The organism is Pseudoramibacter porci (genome assembly GCF_009696145.1).
Classification (GTDB): Bacteria; Bacillota; Clostridia; order Eubacteriales; family Eubacteriaceae; genus Pseudoramibacter; species Pseudoramibacter porci.
Genome location: NZ_VUMO01000006.1, coordinates 1 through 21,907, shown reverse-complemented (window position 1 = coordinate 21,907; position 21,907 = coordinate 1). Strand labels below are relative to the sequence as shown.

Genomic DNA, 21,907 nt, shown 5'->3' with positions numbered 1-21,907 from the left:
TTTTTCCTCCTTTACTTGAACTGCGAAAGAAAACGCACGTCATTTTCAAACAGCAGACGAAGATCTGAAATGCCATATTTCGTTAGTGCAATACGATCTAACCCAAGTCCAAAAGCAAATCCGCTGTATTCTTCCGGATCGATACCACAAGCACGTAATACATTCGGATGTACCATACCACAGCCTAATAATTCGACCCAACCTGAATAATCACAAACGGGGCATCCTTCTCCACCGCATTTAAAACATGTGACATCCATTTCCGCACTTGGTTCAGTAAAATAAAACTGATGTGGTCTGAATTTTGTTTTCGTTTTATTGCCGAAAAGTTTCTTAGCAAAAAGATCCATAGTACCTTTTAAATCCGACATCGCAATTCCCTTGTCAATCACCAAACCTTCCATCTGATGAAACACCGGTGAATGCGTTGCGTCAATTTCATCTGAACGGTAAACACGGCCTGGAGAAATAATGCGCAGCGGTGGCTTTTGGGACAGCATTGTTCGAACTTGAACAGGTGAAGTTTGCGTTCTTAACACAATATCATCTTGATAATAGAAAGATTCTTGCTTGTCTCTCGAGGAATGATCCTTCGGCATGTTTAAATCGTCGAAATTATATTTAACCCATTCTATTTCTGGACCGCTCACAATCGAAAAACCCATTCCCAAAAATATATCTTCCAATTCTTCAGTTACAATATTTAAAGGATGATGCGCCCCACATTGACAAGGCTTTCCCGGTAAGGTTACATCAATCTTTTCACGTTCCAATCGCGATTCTAATATTTTTGCTTCGATATCACCCTTAATATGGTCCAGACTATCTTGGATTTCTTTTCTGACTTCGTTAGCTTTTTTACCAACAATCGGGCGTTCTTCCTTCGAAAGCTTTCCCATTCCTTTCATAAATTGGGTAATTACGCCTTTTTTCCCAAGAAATTGAACGCGCAGCTCTTCTAAATCTTTTATGTTTTCAATATGGCTAATTTTTTCTTTAAATTCGTTTTTGATTTGATCAAGCTGATCCCTATTCATTTTTTTCTCCTTAATTTTTACCATAAAAAAAAGTCCTTGAAATCAAGGACGAAATTTTCCGCGGTACCACCTTTTTTATCTTAAATCAATAAGATCTCTCAACTGTTTAACGCAACAGAAAACGTTTTAGAATACTAATTTCATCTAAAAAGCTCAAAAGTGAAATTTCACATAAACTTGTCCGCAATTTTCCAGCCGTGAATTGCTTCTCTCTAGAACAGTGGTTCATGCTATTTGCTTCGTCATCGCTATTAATTATTATTTTACTTCTTATCGCCTATCACCGTCAAGTACATCATAATGCCTGCCGCCACAGCAACATTCAGAGACTCCGCCTTCCCGTATATTGGTAATTTCCATGAAAAATCACAGAGTGTTTCAATCTGTGGCCGCATCCCATGGGATTCGTTGCCCAAAATTAATGCGCTTTTAGAATGACGTGGTATCGGCGATTTCGGAGATGAATTTCCGTTTAATGATGTTCCGCAAACAAAGAAATTTTGATGCTTCAAGCCTTGAAGAAACGCTTCAAAATGATCCGCCTTATAAATTGGAATATGAAAAAAAGATCCCATCGTCGCTCGTATCACTTTGTCATTATAAAAATCAACTGTTTTTTCTGAACAAACGATGCCATCATAGCCAACGCCATCTGCTGTGCGAATAATCGTACCTAAATTTCCCGGATCCGCTATTTCGTCTAATAATAAAAGGTGACGTGCATGTTGTAAATCTATTTGGAAATCAAAATATTTCGCAACACAAAGAATACCTTCAGGATTCTTTTGACGTGATAATTGATCATAAATGTGGTTTTCAACCACCTCTATTGAGACTTCCGATGAAATGGCATCTAGTTGGTGACGATTTACATCCATAAATCGGCGCGCAACTAGTATGCCTTCAAGTGGCACTGCGCTTTTTAGCGCTTCTTCAAAAAGCTTTTTCCCTTCAAAAACAAAACATTTTTCTAACTCTCTTCTCTTATGCGTGAAGAGTTTTCGAATCTGCTTTATTTTACGGTTTTGTTTAGATTGAATAACCACTGGACTCCTTCGGAAAATCAGTATAATTAATTATAAGTTTTCTTTTGCCAAATCAGCTAATTTCGCAAATGATTCTGCGTCGTTCATAGCAAGATCTGCAAGAATCTTGCGGTCAATTTCGACGTTCGCTACTTTTAAACCATGAATCATACGGCTGTAGCTCAAACCATTCATATGTGCAGCTGCATTAATTCTTGTAATCCACAATTTGCGATAATCACGCTTTTTTTGTTTACGTCCGCTGTACGCGGAACGGAGCGCACGCATAACAGCTTCATTCGCCGGACGGTACAATTTGCTTTTCGCACCATAATAACCTTTTGCAAGTTTTAAGATTTTTTTATGTTTTTTATGAGCATTAACGCCTTTTTTTACTCTGGCCATTTTTTCCTCCTAATTGTTTATCAAAAATGAATTCTTACTTTAACAGCATTTTCTTAACGTTTTTAGCATTGCTTGGTACTAAATAGCCTGCTTTTCTAAGATTTCTTTTACGTTTAGGTGATTTTTTATTTAAAATATGGCTTTTATACGCCTTTGATCTCTTGATAATTCCTGATTTTTTAACTTTAAAACGTTTCGCAGATCCGCGATGTGATTTCATCTTTGGCATGATTGTCCTCCTAATTTTTTAATATATAATTTCATTTGTTATCTTTACTGCCTTTTGGGGACAAAAAGATAGACATATTTCGACCTTCTAATTTTGGACTTTTTGCGACAGTTCCGTAATCTTTCAATCGATTTGCAAAATCCAAAAGAACTTGTCGCCCTTGATTGGTGTAAATCATTTCACGTCCTCTAAATCGAATAGTCAATTTAACACGGTGACCTTGTTGAAGAAATTTTTCAGCATTTCTCGCTTTGACTTGAATATCATGTTCTTCAACACGAACTGACATTCGAATTTCTTTAACCGTCATCGATTTTTGTTTTTTCTTCGCTTCTTTCTGTTTACGGATTTCTTCATATCGGAATTTACCGTAATCCAGAATTTTACAAACAGGCGGCTTAGCGTGCGGAGATACTTTAACTAAGTCAAGACCGGCTTCTTCTGCCAGTTTCCGCGCATCGGCCGGTTTCATGATTCCAATCATTTCACCATTAGCATCAATGACTCTAATTTCACGATCGCGAATCATTTCATTGATTTCATGTTGAACATCTCTTGCTATTGTAATACACCCCCATATTATAAAATAAAAAATGTGCAGGTAAACTAAAGCACCTGCACATAAAGCATCTTTACTGCATTATAACCCGTTCACCTTTAGTGACACAAGGTGAGAAGCTTTATTGCCTCTGCTTTAATTTACATATAGATTCTACTGAATATTAAATTAGATGTCAAGTAATAATTTATTTTTGTTCATTGCCCTTTCTGCGAGCTCCCTGCATAACCGCCATTGTTCATATTAGGATCTTGGGCAGAAAATGAAAAAACTTTGTACGTCTTTCCAGATTTCCTAAATCCAACTTTTGCTTCATAATCATCAGACAACTTTAGGGTCACCTGATATTCTAAATCCTCAGCAATCACAATCGGTTCTGACACCGAAACAGGGGTGTCAACCGTTGTGTAAGATGAAATGTCTTTTGCTACAGAAGCTTCATTACTTTGATTTTGATCTGTCGCCTGTTTTAAACTTTCTGCAAAATCAGATGTCATATATGCTTCTGCCTGATCATAGTTTTTATTGTAGATAAGCTGATAAAATGCTTTTGCGTCATCCTTCATTTGGTTTAAAGAACTGGACGATGTGTCAGATGTAGTTGTTGCCTTCTTTGCAGATTGATTACTTGGCACTTTCACACTGGGTGAATGGGTTCCCTTTGTCCCGGAAAAATTGAATGAAAAACTGGATGGATGCGTTCGCCAATAACCGTAGCCTGCAACGCCCGCTGCAATTAAAATAACAATAATTCCAACGACTGCCCTTCTTTTCATTTCTCTGCTCCTGTTCTTTTTAAATCAAAAAAACTGCTGAGCTTTCTAATATGCTCAGCAGCTAATTATCAAATGGTCGGAGTGAGAGGATTTGAACCTCCGGCCTCATGGTCCCGAACCATGCGCTCTACCAAGCTGAGCCACACCCCGATGTGTGATTTGCAAATCAACGATGTTTATTATAGAATAAGGTCACAAGAAAATCAAGTACTTTTAGTGAGGTTTTTATGAAAATTATAAAATTTTCTTCAGAACAATTTGAAGACATGGCAAATATAACATCACAAGTTGTCGATTACGTCGAATCCGAACGCATTCGTGACGGTGAAGTATTACTGCAAACACCAGAAAGCAGCGTTGGTATCACTCTCGCGGATCCAAAGAATAAAGATATGATTAAGGATTATTTGAAGGCCTTGGACCACGCGTTTCCTCGATTCAACGGTATGCAATACACTGGACCGTCAACACCTGGGATTAAAGCTGCGATGGTCGGACAATCGATGCGTTTGACAGTTCACGAAGGAACACTTGTTCTTGGACTTCACCAAGGTATTTTTGCCGCTGACTTTGGCGGGCCTAAAAAAGATCGCATGATTTTTATCTCACACGTCGGTTCAATCCTTTCGCCTGGCGAAAAAGCCATCGGTTCTCAACTATTAAAAGATTATAATACAAAAGTCATAGAAGAAGAACGTAAAGCTGCCGAAGAAGAAAAGAGAATGATCGAAGAAATGCGCCGCGAATATCGTGAGCAACATCCGGAGTACTTTAATAATAATGGAGAATCTATTTTAAAAGATCACATGAAGCCACAGGCAAAGAAACAGAAAAAAGAAAATAATCAATAGTTCTCGAGGTAAAAATGTCAAAAACAAAAAATAGAAAAAAGAAAAAAAGAAACGATACAGATCGTAGTCTGCCAGTTCATCAAACCATTAAACCTTGGCATCGCGTCGGAGCAATTATTTTGATTATCGCTCTCGTTATCGGTATGGTTGTTATGTACGGGTTTAGTTATATTTAATCATCATTAAAGGGGAGCTATCATGAATGAAATTTCAATAATGGAAAAAAGTAAAAAAGCCAGTCAAGCTGCTTTTACGCTTGCTGCCGTCGATGTCGAAACACGAAACCGCGCTTTACAAAACATCATCAAATATATAAAAGAAAATGTTGATCAGCTTCAAGCCGTCAATCAAGAAGATTTGGACCGCGCAGAGGCCGAACATCTCGCTGCACCGTTGCACAAACGTTTAAAATTAAGTCCTCAAAAGCTTACGGATGCGATAAAAGGCATTGAAGATTTAATTGCATTGCCTGATCCTGTCGGTGTCACGCAAATGGCAACCGAATTAGACAACGGGTTAGATCTATACCGTGTTACCTGTCCCATCGGAGTGATTGGCGTCATCTTTGAATCTCGTCCAGATGCTTTTATCCAAATTTCTTCTTTATGTTTAAAATCAGGCAATGCAGTCCTGCTTAAAGGTGGCCATGAAGCTTTAAAAACCAATCAATTTTTATATCAGCTGATCCGTAAAGCTACAGAAGAAGCAGGTATCCCATCCGGATGGATCCAAAATTTAGAATCTCGCGACGATGTCAATGAAATGCTGAAGCAGCGGGAAACAATTGATTTAATCATACCGCGAGGATCTAATCATTTCGTTCAATACATCATGGATCATACCTCTATTCCTGTCATGGGGCACTCTGAAGGCATTTGTCATGTTTATATAGATAGAGATGCTGATCTCAAAAAAGCGATTCGCATCGCTGTAGATTCTAAAGCACAGTCTGTATCCGTTTGTAATGCCGCCGAAACTTTTTTGCTGCACCGCGATCTTCCAAAATCGTTCATTCAATCTTTGAAACAATCTCTTGAGAAAGAGAATATTTCAATTCGCGGAGATGAACGAATCCAACAAATTATATCTTGCGAACCCGCGACTGAAGCAGACTGGCATACTGAATATCTCGATCGCATCGTATCAATAAAAATGGTTGATAGTGTCGACGAAGCTATCCGACACATTAACCACTATAGCAGCAAACACACGGATGCAATCGTTACTGAAAATGAGGAAACCGCCCGAAAATTTTTATTAGAAGTCGACTCATCCGGCGTCTATCAAAATGCGTCAACGCGTTTTGCTGATGGATTTAGATATGGTTTTGGAGCAGAAGTCGGCATTGCCACAGGAAAATTACACGCTCGTGGCCCCGTCGGACTGGAAGGCTTAGTCACTTATAAGTATAAATTAATTGGCCACGGACAAATTGTTTCTGACTACGTAAATGGCTCCGCCCACTACACACATCAGCCATTAAAACAAGACTGTCCCCTTTAACAATTGCATCATTATCTATAGGAGATTTTTATGACAGTCACTCACTCATTGCCTGATTATCCAGTTCGGATTATTATGGATAGTTGTTCCGAAGTTGCCCTTCAGTCTGATCATCCCCACATCACAATGACACGCGTCCCTTTTAAAATTTACATCGACGACGATGAACTCGTTGACGAGCGTCTCAATCGATCTGAATTAATTGACCGCATGCATCTGGCAAAAAATAAGGTACAAACAGCTTGTCCTTCGCCCCAATCTTTTTTTGACGAAATGGATCCAAGTGCTGTGAATTTTGTTGTTACCATTTCTAGTAAACTGAGCGGTTCCTATAATTCCGCTTGCCTGGCAAAATCCATGGCAGAAGAAAAAGGATTCGGAGAAAATGTATATGTTTTTGACTCGCGCTCTGCCGTCAGCGGTGAAGATCTAACAGTACTTTATATTATCGAAATGCTTAAACGTGGCTTTGAGCCCGATGATTTGTTTCATATGGTCCGTGATTATATCACACACATGTCAACTTACTTTATTTTAAATTCCTTTGATAATTTAGTAAAAAATGGACGTATCAAGCATACTGTTGCGCTTGTCGGTAAATTATTAAAAATCAACCCTATTATGAAAGGGGTTGATGGTGAAATTGAATTAAAAGAAAAATGCCGTGGGCATAAAAAGGCCTTGTTTTCCTTAGCTAAAATTATTGCAAGTGAAGCGGAAAGCCCCCAGACAAAAAATCTCGCTATCACGCATGTTAACGCGCCAGAAACAGCGTTAAAACTTAGAGATGCCGTGGAGAAAACGGGAATTCGTTTTAAAAATATACTTATTTTGGAATCAGGCGGCCTTGGAACAGTATATGCTGACCAAGGTGGCATTGTTGTAGCCTTTTAAATCAATCGTTATTTATTATAAAAATAACGTCAGCAGGTCAATGACTTACTGACGTTATTATTTTTTGTGAAAGCAAATTTTATTTTTCTATTTCGTTGTATTTCTTCAAAAACGCATCAACCTTTTCCAAAATAATCTGACACCCTCCAATCGTATCTGATTCAATATTTGTCGGCATCTTAGGCTCATGAAGACTTAGTCGCATCAGAACCCATCCGTTTCCGTGGTCTGCATCACATGCGATTCGAACCCCTTCATAATTGGGCTGAACCAGTGTCCAGCCTTCCTGATCTTCAGCGAAAGCCTTAAAGTCCTCTAATATCTTCTCTCCAAGTTTTCTAAAGTGATCACTGTTAATATGATAACGCACCTCTAATGATTCCGCTGGTTCTTCTAAATCATCGACAAAAGTTGATAGCGTTTTGCCTTCTTTTTTCAGGTGGTACAGTTCGATCAATGCCAGTGTCGCCAGATAAGCACCGTCATCTAAAAAATAATTGTCTTTCAGTGCCCCGTGTCCGCTCGTTTCCATAGCCAAATATGCGGGTTCACCGGACTTATTCAATCGAATGGCTTCGTTAATGACATTTCGATATCCTCTTTTAAAGCGAAGATGGTGACCGCCATGTTGCTCAATGAATTTGGTCAATCCTGTAGAGGTAACTGAGTCTGTCACGATCGTTGAATTAGGATATTTTTTGAGAACAATCTTAGAAATAAAAGCAATAAACGCATTGCGATTAATGGGGTCTCCCTTTTCGTCGATGATAGCACTGCGATCCACATCTGTATCAAAGATAATGCCCATATCTGCGTGACTGTTATGAACCATTTTAACCGCCGAAGCCATTGCTTCTGCATTTTCCGGATTTGGAATATGATTCGGGAAATGACCGTCTGGATTTAAAAATTGAGATCCCTTTGTTTCTGCGCCCAATGGTTTTAAAACATCGTCAACGAAAAAACCACCAGCGCCATTACCAGCATCTACAACGATGTGAAGTCCTTCAAGCGGTTTGATTTCTTTCGTTTCAGAGCGAATAATGCCAACAATATTTGCCGCATAAGCCTTTAAAAAATCAGATGGAATGCGTTTGCCGCCCAAAAAAGAAGTTTCTATTTCTTCTGCTTCTTTTAATAAACTTGTCAATTCGTTCTTTTCAATTCCGCCGCGCCGTGTAAAGAATTTAATACCATTGCGATTTGCTGGCAGATGGCTGGCCGTAATCATTACAGCGCCGTCGCATTTTAAATACGGATCTACCGTCGTCATAAACATTGCGGGCGTTGTCGCCAATCCACAGTCGTACACAACCGCACCTGAACAAACTGCACCCACACAAGCTGCCTGTGCCAAAAATTCGCCGGAGACGCGGCTGTCTCTCCCAATTGCTAATTTAATATGTTGCTTACCGGTTTGTTTTTTAATTCGTTCCGCAAAGGTATAGACGATTTTCATCGTCTTATTGTCGTCTAAATTAATTTCTTCTCCCGGAACACCTTTAGCCGCAACACCACGTACATCTGTTCCATTCTGGAGCTCAACGATTCCTCTTAATATCATCTCAATTCCTCTCTATTCAACGATCGGCTTTCCCTTGTCGTCTACTTTGTTTTCTGCCAAAGTCGCACACATAACAGCCTTAATGGCGTGCATACGATTTTCAGCTTCATTAAATACTTTTGAGTACGGTGCTCTGAAAACCTGATCACTTACTTCCATTTCCGTCAAGCCATATTTTTCATGAACTTCTTTAGCAACCTTCGTATTTAAATCGTGAAAGGCCGGCAAACAATGCAGAAAGATCGTATTCGGATTATTGGTTTTATTGATCATTTCTTCATTAACTTGGTAATCTTTTAATAAAGCAATGCGTTCTGCCGTTTTCGCTTCTTCACCCATTGATACCCATACGTCCGTATAAATCACATCCGCATTTTGAACAGCCTCATCAATATTATCCGTTAGCGTGATCGAGCCTTTTGTTTCCTCAGCTACCTTTTCCATGGAAGCAACTAATTCTTCGTCAGGAAACAGCGTTTTAGGGGCTAAAGCTACAAAGTGCATGCCTAATTTTGCACAGCCAATCATCAGCGAATTTCCCATATTATTTCGAGCATCACCAACAAAAACAAGTTTCTTCCCTGATAATTCGCCAAAGTTTTCCCTAATTGTCAACATATCCGCTAAAATTTGTGTTGGATGGTATGTATCTGTCAGACCGTTCCACACCGGAACACCAGAAAATTCAGCCAATGCTTCAACTGTATCTTGTGAGAATCCTCTAAATGCAATGCCGTCATAAAAACGTCCTAATACTTTCGCCGTATCTTCAATCGACTCCTTTTTCCCCATTTGGCTATTGGTCAAATAAGTCACATTGGCGCCTTCATCGAACGCGCCTACTTCAAAGGAGCACCGCGTTCTAGTTGAGGTTTTTTCAAAAATACTGACAATATTTTTGCCTTCCAATAAATGTCCTCGAATGCCCTTCCGTTTTTTTTCTTTTAGCGCCGCCGCATAATCAATTAAAAATGTAATTTCATCTGGTGAAAAATCACGCAAAGTTAAAAAATTTCTATGATAGAGATTCAATGATATTGCCTCACATTCTATAGTTTTTAGACTATTTTCATTTTATCTAAAATATACTGTCGATTCAACTAAAAAACCGAAGGATTTTCATCCTTCGGTCTAAAATTACTCAGCTTCTTCGATTCGAATGGTTGCGATTTTTTGATCTTCCAAAGGTTTATCCCACATGTCTCTTTCAGCAGAGACAATCTGATCGACAACATCCATTCCCTCAGTAACTTTTCCAAAACCAGCATAGTCGCCATCTAAATGCGGCGCATCGGCAACCATGATAAAAAATTGCGATCCAGCAGAATTCGGATCCATTGCTCTCGCCATGGATAACACGCCGCGTGTGTGTTTTAAATCGTTTTTAAATCCATTAGATAAAAACTCGCCTTTAATGCCATATCCCGGTCCGCCCATTCCATTTCCCTCTGGGTCACCACCCTGGATCATAAATCCTGGAATAACGCGATGGAAAATCAGGCCATCATAAAATTGATCTTTAACCAATTTTACGAAATTTTCAACCGTAACTGGCGCAATTTCCGGATACAACTCTGCTCGGATTGTACCACCATTTTCCATTTCAATTTTAATATGAATTAATTCGCTCATATTTTCTCCTCTAATTATTTATACAAAGTTACTTCTATTTTCGCATTTTGCATATTATCTGGCAACTTATTTGACAATCTTTTCCGAATCACATTTTCCAATTCCGCATCAAACAGATCATCAATGTGATCGTGATCAACCAAATGAATGTGAAAATCCGTATTGCCATCGTATCTCATTACATCATTTTCATCATGTACGCGTGTAATTAAGCCATGCTCTTCAAAACGGTCTAACGTATTGTATATGGTTCCCATCGATAAATGCAAACCTTGTTCGTTAACTTTTCTCATGAGCATTTCTGCCGTGGGATGACGGTTTGAATCAAGAATAATTTTAAGCAATATCGTGCGCTGGAACGTCGCACGTAATCCCGATTTGCGAATTCGTCTGGCAACATCTTCTTGATTGAAATCCCGTTTTTCCATATACACTCCTCTTTTTTCTTTAATGCATTTTATTTTAATAAAGATTGCTTAAATATTTATTATTTTAGCTCAACAATAGTTGCACCTGTTCCCCCTTCCGAAGGATTGCCAAAGCGAAAAGACTTGACAATAGACGTGTGTTTGAGATAATTCTGTACTACTTTTTGTAAGACACCAGTTCCCTTGCCGTGAATAATCGTTAAATGATTTGTGTTCGATACGACTGCATCTGAAAGAAATTTCTCAACAGCATATCTTGCTTCGTCTCCCGTCATCCCTCTTAGGTCTAGTCTGTTGCTCATCTTATGACAATCAGCTGAATTAATTTTTTTATGCTTTCTTTCATTTTTCTTCTCATAATGTTGAATTTGTGAAAGCTGGCTTGTTTTAACCTGGAGTTTCATTGGGCCAATTTGAACCATTGCTTTCTTTTCATCCGGTTTTATTTCGAGGATTTCTCCTTCTTTTTTTAAGCTATCAACAAAAACAACATCGCCTTTACTTAATGTTCGAAGATTTGCTTTTTTCTTTTTGTAATTTTTCTGCTGATCTTTTTGAATTTGCTTCTTTGATAACTGAGCCTGACGATTAATTTCTTTTCGAAGCGACTCTAATTTCTTATTATCAATCGATGCCATCGTGTTTTCCTGAATCGCTCGAATTTCCTGATAAATCGATTCAGACTGAGCTTTTGTTCTTTCAACGATAGACTCCGCTTCTTGATGGGCCTGTCTTATAATTGCGTCCCTCTTTTGATATACATCACTTGCTTTTTCTTCAGCACTTCTTATTTTTTCTTCGGCTGTCCGTTCTTTTTGTTCAGCTTTTTGCAGCGCTGCTTCCATTTCTTTTCTCTTTTCATCGATTAGATCTAATGTCTTTTCAAATCTAACGGAACCCGAATTAATGAAATGTCTCGCTTCAGAAATGATCTGATCATTCAATCCCAATCGCTTCGCTATTTCAAAAGCGTTAGATTTTCCTGGAATGCCAATAATCAGGCGGTATGTTGGTTTTAAAGTTTTAACATCAAATTCTACAGATGCATTGATGATTCCCGGCGTCGTTAACGCATATTCTTTGAGTTCAGAATAATGCGTCGTTGCGACTGTAACAATATCTCGCCTAAATAGTTCATTCAACAGAGCAATGGCTAGGGCCGCACCTTCTGTTGGATCCGTTCCTGCGCCAAGTTCATCAAAAAGAACAAGATCACCTTTTTTAGCCTGTGCCATAAAATAAACAATGTTTTGCATATGTGCTGAAAAAGTCGAAAGAGATTGTTCAATGCTCTGCTCATCCCCGATATCTGCAAAAACGTTTTGAAAAATACCAGTAGAACTGCCTTCTTTAACGGGTACAAACAGACCGGATTGGATCATAAGTGTCAATAACCCAATCGTTTTGAGTGTAACCGTTTTGCCGCCTGTGTTGGGGCCAGTAATGACAACGACCTTAATATCCGGTCGAAATACAATATCACTCGCTACAGCCTTCTTCGGATCTAAAAGAGGATGTTTCGCATTGAATAAGGAAATCGCGCCGCCAGGATTAATTTTTACACGCACACTGCCACTTGATAAGGCATATCCCGCCTTCGCAAAAGTGAAATCTAATCTTGAGATCATATTAAAATCACGTTCAATAACAGCGTGGTAGGCACCAACTTTTCCCGTTAAATTTTCCAAAATCGCAAAGATCTCTTTTTCTTCTTCTGCTCTTAATAATTTAAGATCATTGTTTAAATTAATAACGGACAGCGGCTCGATGAAAACGGTAGAGCCCGTTGACGATTTGTCCAAAACAATTCCTGGGATGCGATTGCGATACTCCTGCTTGACTGGAATAACATAACGATTATCCCGAACCGTAACTAACCGATCCTGCAAGATGCTTTCATAACTAGAAGACGTCACAATGCGGTTTAATTTATCAGATATCTGATTGTTTTTGGCAATGATTTCGCGACGAATGCTGGCCAATTTTGGTGTTGCATTATCGGCCATTTCATTAGGACCGATAATTTTTTTTGAGATTTCTCTTTCTAAATCTAAGCAATCATCAAGAGCTTCGAAGAATGGCACTAATTGGTGCAGGCTCTGCTTTTCAATATCTTTATCGTAATAATCGATCAAATCTTTTGTAAGACGAAGTGTTGAAGCGATCTCGAGCAGTGAGCTCATATCCAATACAGATCCGATTTCTGCCAACTGCAGTATATGCAAAATGTTGTTGGTTCGGGTAAGCGGAGGCCGACCATTTCTAAGCGACATATTAACTGCTTCTTCTGTTTCATCAAGTGCTTTAGTAATGTCGTCAAACTGAGTCAGCGGTTCTAATTGTAAAGCAAATGCCTTACCCGCTTCCGTGACACAGCAATCCGCCAGCTGATTTAAAATTTTAGGATATTCTAAAACATTGATACATTTTTCATTCATCGACTATTGTATTCCCCTGTGAAAATTTCCCGTCGTCAAACGATATTGACTATTTTGTAAATAATCCGTTGTTGTACTTGGATGTCGGTAAAAGGCTACCGCCGCCGCAATTTCATTTGGCTCTTCATTTAAGACGTTGATCCTATAGACATCAACACAATCCAAGTCTTTTAATTCCTTGAGCGTCAAGCATAATTTGTCTGCATTAAAAATATGAACTTCTTTATTTTGAAGGACAAGTGGAAAGGAAGCACCTTTTTCATCGACTAATTGATAATATCCGTTATTAGCGCATGACGTACAATCCTTTTTTGAACAATTGATTATGCAATTATCCGATACCATAACTTCTTGAAAACCATAAACGTTAAGTGTCAATGGCAAAGCGGTCTTATCATTCAATTGTTGGAGAGATTTGCCGTCTAATTCGCAAGATGCTGCGCAGCGGTCACAGCCCCAAGATTTAAACGCCGTAGTAGAAATCGCATTAAAAATTTGCAGATTTGTATCTGCCTCAATCGAATGTTTTGTCCCATGACGACGGCAGAGCTCTACCCCCTCGTAGTTGCGTACTAAATATCCATCAATCTCTCCATGATCAATGATTTCGAAGTTTTTATCTAACGCGATACCTTTTTGTGTATTGATAATTTCTGGTAAAATCAATCTCAATTTCTGACCTTTTTTGTGAATCTCAAGACTAATTTCCTGAATATACGCCAATTCTGACAAATTTTCCAAAGGTATCGCCCATTCATCCACTGGTATATCTGCATATTTTTCGTATTGGTCACAGCGCCACAATCTAAGTGATATTTTAGGGATCTGATGAACGCTGACTTGATGGTGTTTCGTTTTAAGTTCTAAACAAAGGCGTTGCATATTTTTCTTAACGGTTTTTTCATTGATCAGTGGATCAATAATTGAAACAATTTTCCGCCTAATACGATTTAAATCGGAACGCGATAAAAACAAATTACCATTTAAGCTGACGGAAAAATTTGAAAGCGAAAAATCCGTGTCACCTAATTTTTGAAGCTGTTCTTTGACCATTGCCTCGGTCAAAACATGTTTTTGTGCTAATGCAGGTTGCACCTCTTTTATGACAAAACGCTGGATTTGTCCTGTTTGCATATTTTTCACCTGACCGGTAACTGGTGTTTTTTCTGAAAAGGACAAGTCGATATTGATGGGTATTTTATTAAACAAAAGCGGCTTTTCTGCTTGTAAAGTTAAGCTTTCTGTCAATTCAATGTTCTTATTGCGGTAAACCGGCATACCTTTTTTTACGCCAGGGATTCGCTCCATTATCACATTGCGCTCCTTTTGGGAAAAAGAGGTCAAGTTGCACCCAACGTATGCATTTTTCCCAAAAGCAAGCCCATCACCTCGATTGAGTTGAATCGAATCATCCAGCTTAATTTTCATCAATCCCTTCTCAATGCTTTCGATTTTTCCAAGATATGCTCCGCGTTTTTTCTGAACATTTGTATTCAAATGATTCTTATCGCTAAACATCCAGCCAGATGTAAAATCTCGTCCAAACACGGTGTCTAACTCTTGGGTTGAGATGAACTGCTCGTTATTATCCACGATCTGACGGTACATTCGTGTAACTTGATAAACGTACTGAGGGCTCTTTAACCGTCCTTCAATCTTAAATGCATCGATACCAGCACCAATAAGTGCGTTGATGTGATGTGATGTATTTAAATCTTTCATCGAAAGCAAATAGCCTTGATGAATGGTCTTGCCTTTGTCGTTGATCAAACGATATTTCTTTCTGCATGGCTGCGCACACATTCCGCGATTGCCACTTCGTCCGCCGATCAAACTGCTCATTAAACACTGACCTGAACGTGCATAACATAGCGCACCATGAATAAAAACTTTTAACTCGATGTCAGTTGCTTCTCGGATTTGCTTGATCTCTTTTAGAGGCATTTCCCTTGGCAAAACAACACGTAAAAATCCCAAATTTTCAAAAAATTTTACGCCTTCTAAACCGCCAATAGAAGCCTGCGTACTCGTTTGAAGCTTTATCTCCGCATAATTCGTTCTGATCCAATAAATCAAACCAGGATCCTGGACAATCATACCATCGACACCAGCGTGATATAATAATTCAATATAGCGGACAAGATCGGCCCATTCCCCATCTTTTATGAGGGTATTGACTGTAATGTACACTTTCACATCATACTGGTGGCACAGCCTCACAATGTGTTTGAAATGATCAATTTCAATATTTTCCGCTCTTAAGCGCGCATTAAAAAAAGGGCCGCCAAAATAGACGGCATCCGCACCGGCATGAATAGCGGCAATCACTTCAGCCTCATTGCCAGCCGGTGCTAAGATTTCTGGTCGGTTCCTTTTGTTATTCATCTCTTAACCTGTCTCTTGTTGTTTTTTATACTGTCCGCTCGCTTTTTTGCCCTTGCTCTTCTTCTCTTCTTAATTTGTTTAACCTGAAAATACCGAAAAACAAAAAATCCAACGATCAATACAATCAAAATCATAAGCAGATAATCGATAAATCCACGGCGATGAATTGTTTTCGTCGTGTACAACGAAATACGTTTTACCGTTTTATTGTTATTTTGAACAAGTAAAGTCCCCACCTTTTGATTGACCTTTACAGTTTGAAGCAACTTGTAGGTATTGCCATGCTTTTTAAACAGCGATTGATTGAGTTTAAGGGTTGTTGTATACTGATCCTTTTGATTTTTATCAATATAGGATGAGGCTTGTTTTTTTGAGGATAGTGTTAAATGTTTCGAATTAGCGAATCTGACATTTTTTAGTTGAATCGTCTTGTAAATGCCATCTTTATTTGTCCAGTTTACTTTTGAATACTCAATATCAAATGTATTGATAATGCCGTTCGCCTGAGACCAAATATTGTTATCTGAATGTAGAATAACAGCGACCAACGATTTATTTTTGTACTTAGAAGAAAATACCAGGCAATGTCCTGCTTTATCTGTATGTCCTGTTTTTACACCAGTAGCGTATGGGTTGAATTTTTTTCCATCATGTGATGAGCCTGTAACTAAGGGTAAATCTTTCGTGCTGATTATCAAAGCATTGGTATTAATCCATTTTTTATCGCCACTTTTAAGGTGACAAGTGTATGCAGGCTGCTTTACAATTTCATCAATTGCTTTGTACTTCATCAGCTGCGTGCCAATTTTGACGAGATCGGCCGCCGTTGTATAATGGTTATCATCGTGATAACCATGAGGATTCACAAAATGAGAATTTTCTAGTTTTAATGTTTTTGCTTCTTTATTCATCAAAGAAACAAAGCGTTTAATCGCTGCATCTGCGCTTAATTTTGAATTTTTCGCATCCAGACGGCCCACATTCGCAGCAATTGTCATAGCCGCATCATTTCCAGAAGGTAACATCAATGCGTAAAGCAACTGCCGCCACGTCAAAACGTCCCCTTTGCGAATGTCGGCTTTCGAAGAATCCCCGCTAATTTCATTCACTTCATCGCCTACAGTAACTTTTTGATTAAGTTTATTCTGTACGTAATGCATGGCCACAAGTGCTGTCATGGTCTTTGTCGTACTTGCAGGGTACATTTTCTGGTGCGCATTTTGCTCAACAATGACATCACCTGTATTCACATCAGCAGCGCATACTGCTTCATCGCTGCTAAATGCAGGCATTGCCGCAAAAACAGAATTGCCTAAAAATAGGACTGACAAAAACACACAGCAAATAGAGACCAATATTTTATTTCGATTATTTTTGAATAAATGTAAGTTCATTGAAGCGTTCCTGATTTTCACGAATTTTTTCTTCATTTCCAATGACGCAAAGTGCATTTTGACGCATCGCAGCATCAATAATTTCACCACATTTTCTTAGATCATCCACCGTCGTGCTGAGAATTTGATCGCGCTCAATTTGAGTCCACTCTGGCGTTTGACGCGTTAAAAACTGTCGATCTGCTACGTATGACTGCATAGCAAGCGAAAGTGGATGATCTTTCGTTGAAATTGAACCGATAATGGCTTTTTCTAATTCCCGCTGACTGATTTGCATTTCACTCACATATTTTCCAGCTTCGTCGTAAACCTGAAGTGTATTTGCGACATGAGGATCGCGATATGATGTAAAAATCAAATCTCCAGCTTTTGAAACTGAAAAGCCCGTTCCATATGCGCCGCCTTTGACGCGAACGCGATTCCATAAATATCCCATATCCATAATGGTTTTAAGGACAAAAAGACTACCTTTATAATCGTAACCTAATCGCTTGATGTTAAACCCTTTGGTAACATAATTGATCTTTGATGACGTCATAAACCCTTCATTCTTTTTTTCTGTTTCAAAATGATAAGAATAAAGCGTCTGTTCGTTATTATCAATGGACTGAAGGCATCTTTTAACTTTATGATAGATTTTATTTTGGTTAACTGGCTCACAAGTTATCGATAATTTAACATGATTCCGATTAATGACCTGCCGATATACACGTAAAAGTTTTCTTGATAAATCGTCAAAATTTATATCGTAATCCTGACAGATTGCAGTCAGATTACGTCCAAAATCAATGCCTCCTAATTGCTGATACAGCGCCGCCGATTGTGAATAATAGGATTGCAGCCGCTGTGAAGCCAGCACGTTTCCAGACGTCAAAAAACGATTTTCAAATTTTGTACGATGTTCCTGTAAAATCGCTTCGATAATTTCTTTTTCGTCAAAGTGAGACGCCGTCATCCCTTGAACCAACAGTTCAAGCAAGTGATCTATCTGATCAATCAATGCCTTCCCGCCAATGGATAAATAGGCCTGATATTGGCCTTCGCTCTGAACGTCATCTAACACTTCAAGATTTGTCGATATCCCGCCTGTGTGGATTTGAATCATTTGATCCATTTCATCAACAGCATACCGATCTGTCCGGACATTAAACAACAACTTGTTGAGTATGCCCAAAACCGCCAGATCTTCTTGTGCTACTGTACGAATATCAAAATAAAATTTAAGATGAACGATGCCATCTGTTGGTGCCGGGTGCCATAAAACAAAACAATCATCCATCATCCCACGCGCAATTTGCGGTACCCGCGCCTTGGCGTTTAAGTCTGATAATTCGAGTTTCGGAATGGTCGCTAAATTTTCCGGGGTATCTTCACGATTCTGATAGGCTAATAGTTCTTTCGTATCTTTAACGATGCCATCAATTTCATCATCTGATAACGATGACTGATATTTTTCCAGCCGTTCTGATAATGCCTTCGCGTTTTTTGATGCCAAGCCCGGATCGGGTTTTAAGGTCACAACGGCACAATGATGATTCTGAATCAGCTGTTTATCGATTAATCTTTCAAAGCCACCATTTTCAGCCATTGCCTTAACGTGCTTAATAGCATCGTCCATTCGCATGTGACTCAGTGGATCTTGATCGTACAGCCAAGTATCCATTAACTCTAAACCAAACATTAATCCTGGCGGGTATGAACCGAAATCTTTTTCTTTAATTTCAAAAATTGCTGAATTGATACCTGCTTCCAGCATTTTTTGATCAATGCCCTTTTCCACAAGACGAGACAAAACATTACTAATTGTCGCTTGTACACGATCGATATTTTCCGTTTCATCCATCATGTTTTTAAGGGTGATTGCAAAATAGGGCTGCCGCACTGAAGTCGTATAGGAATAGCTGATATCTTCACAAATATTTAAATCAAGTAAAGCCTTTTTAAGCGGATAAGAATTTTCGCCCAACAAAATATTGGTCAAAATATCAAAGGCTAACCAATCATCCTTCAAATCTTTTAGCACCCATCCAATCGTTAAGTAGTTCTTGTTATTCAACTGTGTTTCACCTGACAGTGGATAATATGACGAAGATTCAACGGGTTTTGAAAAATACGGCTGTAGTTTAATTTGCGAATCAACTTTCTGAAAATCAAAGTCAGATAAATACGCTTCATCAAGGTATTTTAAATGTGCTTCAATATCGCCATCGCCGTATAAATAAATATAAGCATTGGAAGGATGATAAAATTTGCGATGAAAATTCAAAAATTCATCGTAGGATAAATCCGGAATATCATCTGGAAAACCGCCTGATTCTTTTCCATAAATGGAATCCGGATACAATTGCTTAAACAATTCATTTTGTAAAATTTCTTCTGGACTAGAATAAACGCCTTTCATCTCGTTATAAACAACGCCATTGTAGTTCATCGTACCGTTTGGATTTTCAAGATGATAGTGCCAGCCTTCCTGTTCAAATATCTTTTTATTTTTGTAGATATTCGGATAAAAAACTGCATCCAAATAGACGTCTATCAGGTTCATAAAATCCTTGTCATTCGTGCTGGCAACTGGGTACACGGTTTTATCCGGATAAGTCATCGCATTCAAAAATGTGTTAACGGAGCCTTTAACAAGCTCAACAAAAGGTTCTTTAACCGGATATTTTCGTGAACCATCCAAAACCGAATGCTCGATAATGTGCGCGACGCCTGTGCTATTATTTGAGGGTGTGCGAAATGCAATATGAAAAACTTTATTATTGTCCTGATTAGATAGGTACAACAAAGGCGTATGCGTTTTCTGATATTCAAAATAATAAGCTGTCCCTTGAATATCTTTTAAATATTCTTTATGGCATAATTTAAAACCGTGGATCACTTGGTCAATTTGATATTCCATGATTTCTCCTGTTCTTTATTTGGACTCCTTCAATTTTTGAAGTCTCTCTTTTATTTTCTTTTCATAACCAATAGAGGTTGGCGAGTAAAATTCAGCATCTAAAAGATCTGACGGCAAATACTGTTGCTGAACATAATGATTCGGATAATCGTGTGGAAATTTATAAGTCGTTCCTCTATTTAATTTAGCAGATCCTTGATAATGCGCATCCTTTAGATGCGCCGGGACTTGTCCGTTCGAGTCATACCGAACGGCATGGTTTGCACGCTGAATCCCGATATTTGAAGCATTGGATTTTGGCGCAGATGCTAAAAAAGTAACGGCCTGAGATAAATTAATTTTTGCTTCAGGCAAGCCGACCATTTCCAAAGCTTGTGCAGCAGAAACTGCGACCACCAAAGCCATAGGCTCTGCATTTCCAATATCTTCTGAAGCCGAAATGATCATTCGTCTGGCTATAAATTTAGGATCTTCTCCGGCGTTAAGCATTTTGGCCATCCAAAACAATGCTGCATCAGGATCAGATCCCCGAATACTTTTGATAAAAGCAGAAATAGTATCATAATGATTGTCCCCTGTTTTATCATAGTCCAGCGCTTTTTTCTGTATGCATTCCTGAGCAACATCTAAATTAATCTCTATTGTTCCATCTGCATTTTTATTCGTACTTAAAACTGCCAATTCCAATGCGTTTAATGCTTTGCGGACATCACCGTTCGCCATAAGTGTGAGATGATTAAGGGCCTCATCCGTAATTTGAACATGTAAAGCACCCAATCCCTTTTCCTTATCTTGTATTGTCCGCAAAATAATCTGGCGGATGTCTTTCTCCGTTAACGGAGAAAATTCGAATACAGTCGATCTTGAAAGCAGTGCCGAATTAATTTCAAAATACGGATTCTCGGTAGTTGCGCCAATTAAAATAATTTCGCCCTTCTCAACGCTGGGCAGTAAGGCATCCTGCTGAGATTTGTTAAATCTGTGAATTTCGTCAATAAATAATATCGTTTTTCGGTTATATAACGCAATATTGTTTTTTGCCTGTTGTATAGCAGTTTCAATATCCTTCTTTCCAGAAGTTACAGCATTTAATATTTTAAAATCTGCTTTTGTTTGGTTTGCAATGATATTAGCTAGCGTTGTTTTGCCTGTCCCGGGTGGTCCGTAAAAAATTGCAGACGTTAAACGGTCCGTCCGGATTAATCGATTAAGCATTTTGCCTTGCCCGATCACTTGTTCCTGGCCGCAGAATTCTTCAAGAGTTTTTGGACGCATCCGGGCCGCTAATGGTTCGTTCTGCTCTGTATTACGATCGTAAGTCATATCGAAAATACTTGCCTGCATAATGAAATTGCAAACCTCCGTTCATATAAACAAAAAAATCCGGAATGAGATCCCGGAATCTTTAAAATATAATTATGCAACAATAACAGCGTAAATAAAAGCTGATAGCATGAATACAATTGCGGAAACGATCGTCACTTTTTCAAGAAAGGCATCAAATCCACGTGCTTTATGTTTTCCAAATAACGTTTCGGCGCCGCCCTCAATTGCCCCAAGACCTTGGGTCTTAACTGGTGACATTAATACACTGATGATCACAACAAAACTTGATATAATCATTAATGCAACCAAAAAAGTATCCAAATCCATAACCTCCAATATTTTTATCCGTATTATTCTATCACAACAATAACCAGTTGCCAAGGCAGGAAATTTACAAAATATTAAAGGACCATGTTTTACAACATGGTCCTTTCAGACTGTAGACAAAGTCTAGGGCAAACGCTCTAGGCTTTGTTTATTATCGCAATCATTTTTCACCTGTTGCCATACAACCGTGGTAAAATAGCAATAATAGAAACAGGCCATGCATTCAGTAAGC

The 21,907-nt window shown here is 38.7% G+C and carries 20 protein-coding genes, 1 tRNA gene and 1 other annotated feature; of the genes, 4 read left to right on the top strand and 17 right to left on the bottom strand.

Going from position 1 to position 21,907, the window contains the following annotated elements:
* Nucleotides 1–11: 11 nt before the first annotated feature.
* The 7 genes from pheS to FYJ52_RS05505 all read right to left on the bottom strand — a co-directional run bounded on the left by pheS (nt 12) and on the right by FYJ52_RS05505 (nt 4,181).
* A complete protein-coding gene (gene pheS / locus FYJ52_RS05535; protein WP_154576241.1) occupies nt 12–1,037 on the bottom strand; it encodes a phenylalanine--tRNA ligase subunit alpha in 1,026 nt (341 codons plus the stop codon).
* A gap of 41 nt (nt 1,038–1,078) precedes the next feature.
* Nucleotides 1,079–1,292: a binding site (T-box leader), on the bottom strand.
* An 8-nt stretch (nt 1,293–1,300) separates the two neighbouring features.
* Nucleotides 1,301–2,083: a TrmH family RNA methyltransferase gene (locus tag FYJ52_RS05530; protein WP_154576240.1), complete on the bottom strand. Its 783-nt coding sequence runs from the start codon at nt 2,081–2,083 to the stop codon at nt 1,301–1,303.
* 30 nt (nt 2,084–2,113) lie between these two features.
* Nucleotides 2,114–2,467 carry a 50S ribosomal protein L20 gene (gene rplT, locus FYJ52_RS05525; protein WP_154576239.1) on the bottom strand — a complete coding sequence of 118 codons (354 nt, stop codon included), beginning with the start codon at nt 2,465–2,467 and terminating at the stop codon, nt 2,114–2,116.
* A 34-nt stretch (nt 2,468–2,501) separates the two neighbouring features.
* Entirely contained in the window at nt 2,502–2,696 is a 195-nt protein-coding gene (gene rpmI / locus FYJ52_RS05520; RefSeq protein ID WP_154576238.1) for a 50S ribosomal protein L35, read from the bottom strand.
* A gap of 31 nt (nt 2,697–2,727) precedes the next feature.
* Nucleotides 2,728–3,279, bottom strand: a complete 552-nt coding sequence (infC, locus tag FYJ52_RS05515; protein WP_456238973.1) for a translation initiation factor IF-3 — start codon at nt 3,277–3,279, stop codon at nt 2,728–2,730.
* A gap of 173 nt (nt 3,280–3,452) precedes the next feature.
* Complete coding sequence (locus FYJ52_RS05510; RefSeq protein ID WP_154576236.1) at nt 3,453–4,031, bottom strand: hypothetical protein; 579 nt, start codon at nt 4,029–4,031, stop codon at nt 3,453–3,455.
* A gap of 73 nt (nt 4,032–4,104) precedes the next feature.
* A tRNA-Pro gene (locus FYJ52_RS05505) sits at nt 4,105–4,181 on the bottom strand.
* Nucleotides 4,182–4,258: 77 nt separating this feature from the next.
* Here FYJ52_RS05505 and FYJ52_RS05500 point away from each other — a divergent pair.
* The 4 genes from FYJ52_RS05500 to FYJ52_RS05485 are packed head-to-tail and all read left to right on the top strand — an operon-like array spanning nt 4,259 to nt 7,279.
* Nucleotides 4,259–4,882, top strand: coding sequence for a YjbQ family protein (locus FYJ52_RS05500; protein ID WP_154576235.1), 624 nt, complete (start codon nt 4,259–4,261; stop codon nt 4,880–4,882).
* 14 nt (nt 4,883–4,896) lie between these two features.
* Entirely contained in the window at nt 4,897–5,058 is a 162-nt protein-coding gene (locus FYJ52_RS05495; RefSeq protein ID WP_154576234.1) for a hypothetical protein, read from the top strand.
* Nucleotides 5,059–5,089: 31 nt separating this feature from the next.
* Nucleotides 5,090–6,385, top strand: a complete 1,296-nt coding sequence (locus tag FYJ52_RS05490) for a glutamate-5-semialdehyde dehydrogenase (protein ID WP_328598773.1) — start codon at nt 5,090–5,092, stop codon at nt 6,383–6,385.
* A gap of 30 nt (nt 6,386–6,415) precedes the next feature.
* The gene (locus FYJ52_RS05485) at nt 6,416–7,279 is read left to right on the top strand and encodes a DegV family protein (RefSeq protein WP_154576232.1); all 864 of its coding nucleotides are present in this window, start codon (nt 6,416–6,418) and stop codon (nt 7,277–7,279) included.
* A 79-nt stretch (nt 7,280–7,358) separates the two neighbouring features.
* On the opposite strand, the gene FYJ52_RS05480 is transcribed toward FYJ52_RS05485, so the two are convergent.
* The 10 genes from FYJ52_RS05480 to secG all read right to left on the bottom strand — a co-directional run bounded on the left by FYJ52_RS05480 (nt 7,359) and on the right by secG (nt 21,675).
* Nucleotides 7,359–8,843, bottom strand: a complete 1,485-nt coding sequence (locus tag FYJ52_RS05480) for a phosphohexomutase domain-containing protein (protein ID WP_154576231.1) — start codon at nt 8,841–8,843, stop codon at nt 7,359–7,361.
* A gap of 12 nt (nt 8,844–8,855) precedes the next feature.
* Nucleotides 8,856–9,881 (bottom strand): ornithine carbamoyltransferase, encoded by a 1,026-nt coding sequence (gene argF, locus FYJ52_RS05475; protein WP_328598772.1) that lies wholly within the window; start codon nt 9,879–9,881, stop codon nt 8,856–8,858.
* A 99-nt stretch (nt 9,882–9,980) separates the two neighbouring features.
* A complete protein-coding gene (locus tag FYJ52_RS05470) occupies nt 9,981–10,475 on the bottom strand; it encodes a peptidylprolyl isomerase (protein ID WP_154576229.1) in 495 nt (164 codons plus the stop codon).
* Between the two features lie 14 nt (nt 10,476–10,489).
* A complete protein-coding gene (locus FYJ52_RS05465) occupies nt 10,490–10,903 on the bottom strand; it encodes a Fur family transcriptional regulator (RefSeq protein WP_154576228.1) in 414 nt (137 codons plus the stop codon).
* Nucleotides 10,904–10,962: 59 nt separating this feature from the next.
* Nucleotides 10,963–13,341 (bottom strand): endonuclease MutS2, encoded by a 2,379-nt coding sequence (locus tag FYJ52_RS05460; protein WP_154576227.1) that lies wholly within the window; start codon nt 13,339–13,341, stop codon nt 10,963–10,965.
* A 3-nt stretch (nt 13,342–13,344) separates the two neighbouring features.
* Nucleotides 13,345–15,726, bottom strand: coding sequence for a U32 family peptidase (locus FYJ52_RS05455; protein ID WP_154576226.1), 2,382 nt, complete (start codon nt 15,724–15,726; stop codon nt 13,345–13,347).
* Nucleotides 15,723–17,120: a D-alanyl-D-alanine carboxypeptidase family protein gene (locus FYJ52_RS05450; protein ID WP_205960776.1), complete on the bottom strand. Its 1,398-nt coding sequence runs from the start codon at nt 17,118–17,120 to the stop codon at nt 15,723–15,725. The genes FYJ52_RS05455 and FYJ52_RS05450 overlap by 4 nt, the downstream gene beginning before the upstream one ends.
* Nucleotides 17,095–20,022 (bottom strand): insulinase family protein, encoded by a 2,928-nt coding sequence (locus FYJ52_RS05445; protein WP_154576224.1) that lies wholly within the window; start codon nt 20,020–20,022, stop codon nt 17,095–17,097. Before FYJ52_RS05445 ends, FYJ52_RS05450 begins: the two co-directional genes overlap by 26 nt.
* A 15-nt stretch (nt 20,023–20,037) precedes the next feature.
* On the bottom strand, nt 20,038–21,366 hold the full coding sequence (locus tag FYJ52_RS05440) for a replication-associated recombination protein A (RefSeq protein ID WP_154576223.1): 1,329 nt from the start codon (nt 21,364–21,366) through the stop codon (nt 20,038–20,040).
* A 72-nt stretch (nt 21,367–21,438) separates the two neighbouring features.
* Nucleotides 21,439–21,675 (bottom strand): preprotein translocase subunit SecG, encoded by a 237-nt coding sequence (gene secG, locus FYJ52_RS05435; RefSeq protein WP_205960775.1) that lies wholly within the window; start codon nt 21,673–21,675, stop codon nt 21,439–21,441.
* Nucleotides 21,676–21,907 lie beyond the last annotated feature (232 nt).

Bases quoted from the DNA above. Each gene is read 5' to 3' on its own strand.
- FYJ52_RS05495 (WP_154576234.1), top strand. From the start codon at position 4,897: ATGTCAAAAACAAAAAATAGAAAAAAGAAAAAAAGAAACGATACAGAT.
- FYJ52_RS05465 (WP_154576228.1), bottom strand. From the start codon at position 10,903: ATGGAAAAACGGGATTTCAATCAAGAAGATGTTGCCAGACGAATTCGC.
- FYJ52_RS05510 (WP_154576236.1), bottom strand. From the start codon at position 4,031: ATGAAAAGAAGGGCAGTCGTTGGAATTATTGTTATTTTAATTGCAGCG.
- FYJ52_RS05445 (WP_154576224.1), bottom strand. From the start codon at position 20,022: ATGGAATATCAAATTGACCAAGTGATCCACGGTTTTAAATTATGCCAT.
- FYJ52_RS05450 (WP_205960776.1), bottom strand. From the start codon at position 17,120: ATGAACTTACATTTATTCAAAAATAATCGAAATAAAATATTGGTCTCT.
- rplT (WP_154576239.1), bottom strand. From the start codon at position 2,467: ATGGCCAGAGTAAAAAAAGGCGTTAATGCTCATAAAAAACATAAAAAA.
- FYJ52_RS05440 (WP_154576223.1), bottom strand. From the start codon at position 21,366: ATGCAGGCAAGTATTTTCGATATGACTTACGATCGTAATACAGAGCAG.
- FYJ52_RS05455 (WP_154576226.1), bottom strand. From the start codon at position 15,726: ATGAATAACAAAAGGAACCGACCAGAAATCTTAGCACCGGCTGGCAAT.
- secG (WP_205960775.1), bottom strand. From the start codon at position 21,675: ATGGATTTGGATACTTTTTTGGTTGCATTAATGATTATATCAAGTTTT.
- FYJ52_RS05500 (WP_154576235.1), top strand. From the start codon at position 4,259: ATGAAAATTATAAAATTTTCTTCAGAACAATTTGAAGACATGGCAAAT.
- FYJ52_RS05485 (WP_154576232.1), top strand. From the start codon at position 6,416: ATGACAGTCACTCACTCATTGCCTGATTATCCAGTTCGGATTATTATG.
- FYJ52_RS05480 (WP_154576231.1), bottom strand. From the start codon at position 8,843: ATGATATTAAGAGGAATCGTTGAGCTCCAGAATGGAACAGATGTACGT.
- FYJ52_RS05460 (WP_154576227.1), bottom strand. From the start codon at position 13,341: ATGAATGAAAAATGTATCAATGTTTTAGAATATCCTAAAATTTTAAAT.
- pheS (WP_154576241.1), bottom strand. From the start codon at position 1,037: ATGAATAGGGATCAGCTTGATCAAATCAAAAACGAATTTAAAGAAAAA.
- FYJ52_RS05470 (WP_154576229.1), bottom strand. From the start codon at position 10,475: ATGAGCGAATTAATTCATATTAAAATTGAAATGGAAAATGGTGGTACA.
- rpmI (WP_154576238.1), bottom strand. From the start codon at position 2,696: ATGCCAAAGATGAAATCACATCGCGGATCTGCGAAACGTTTTAAAGTT.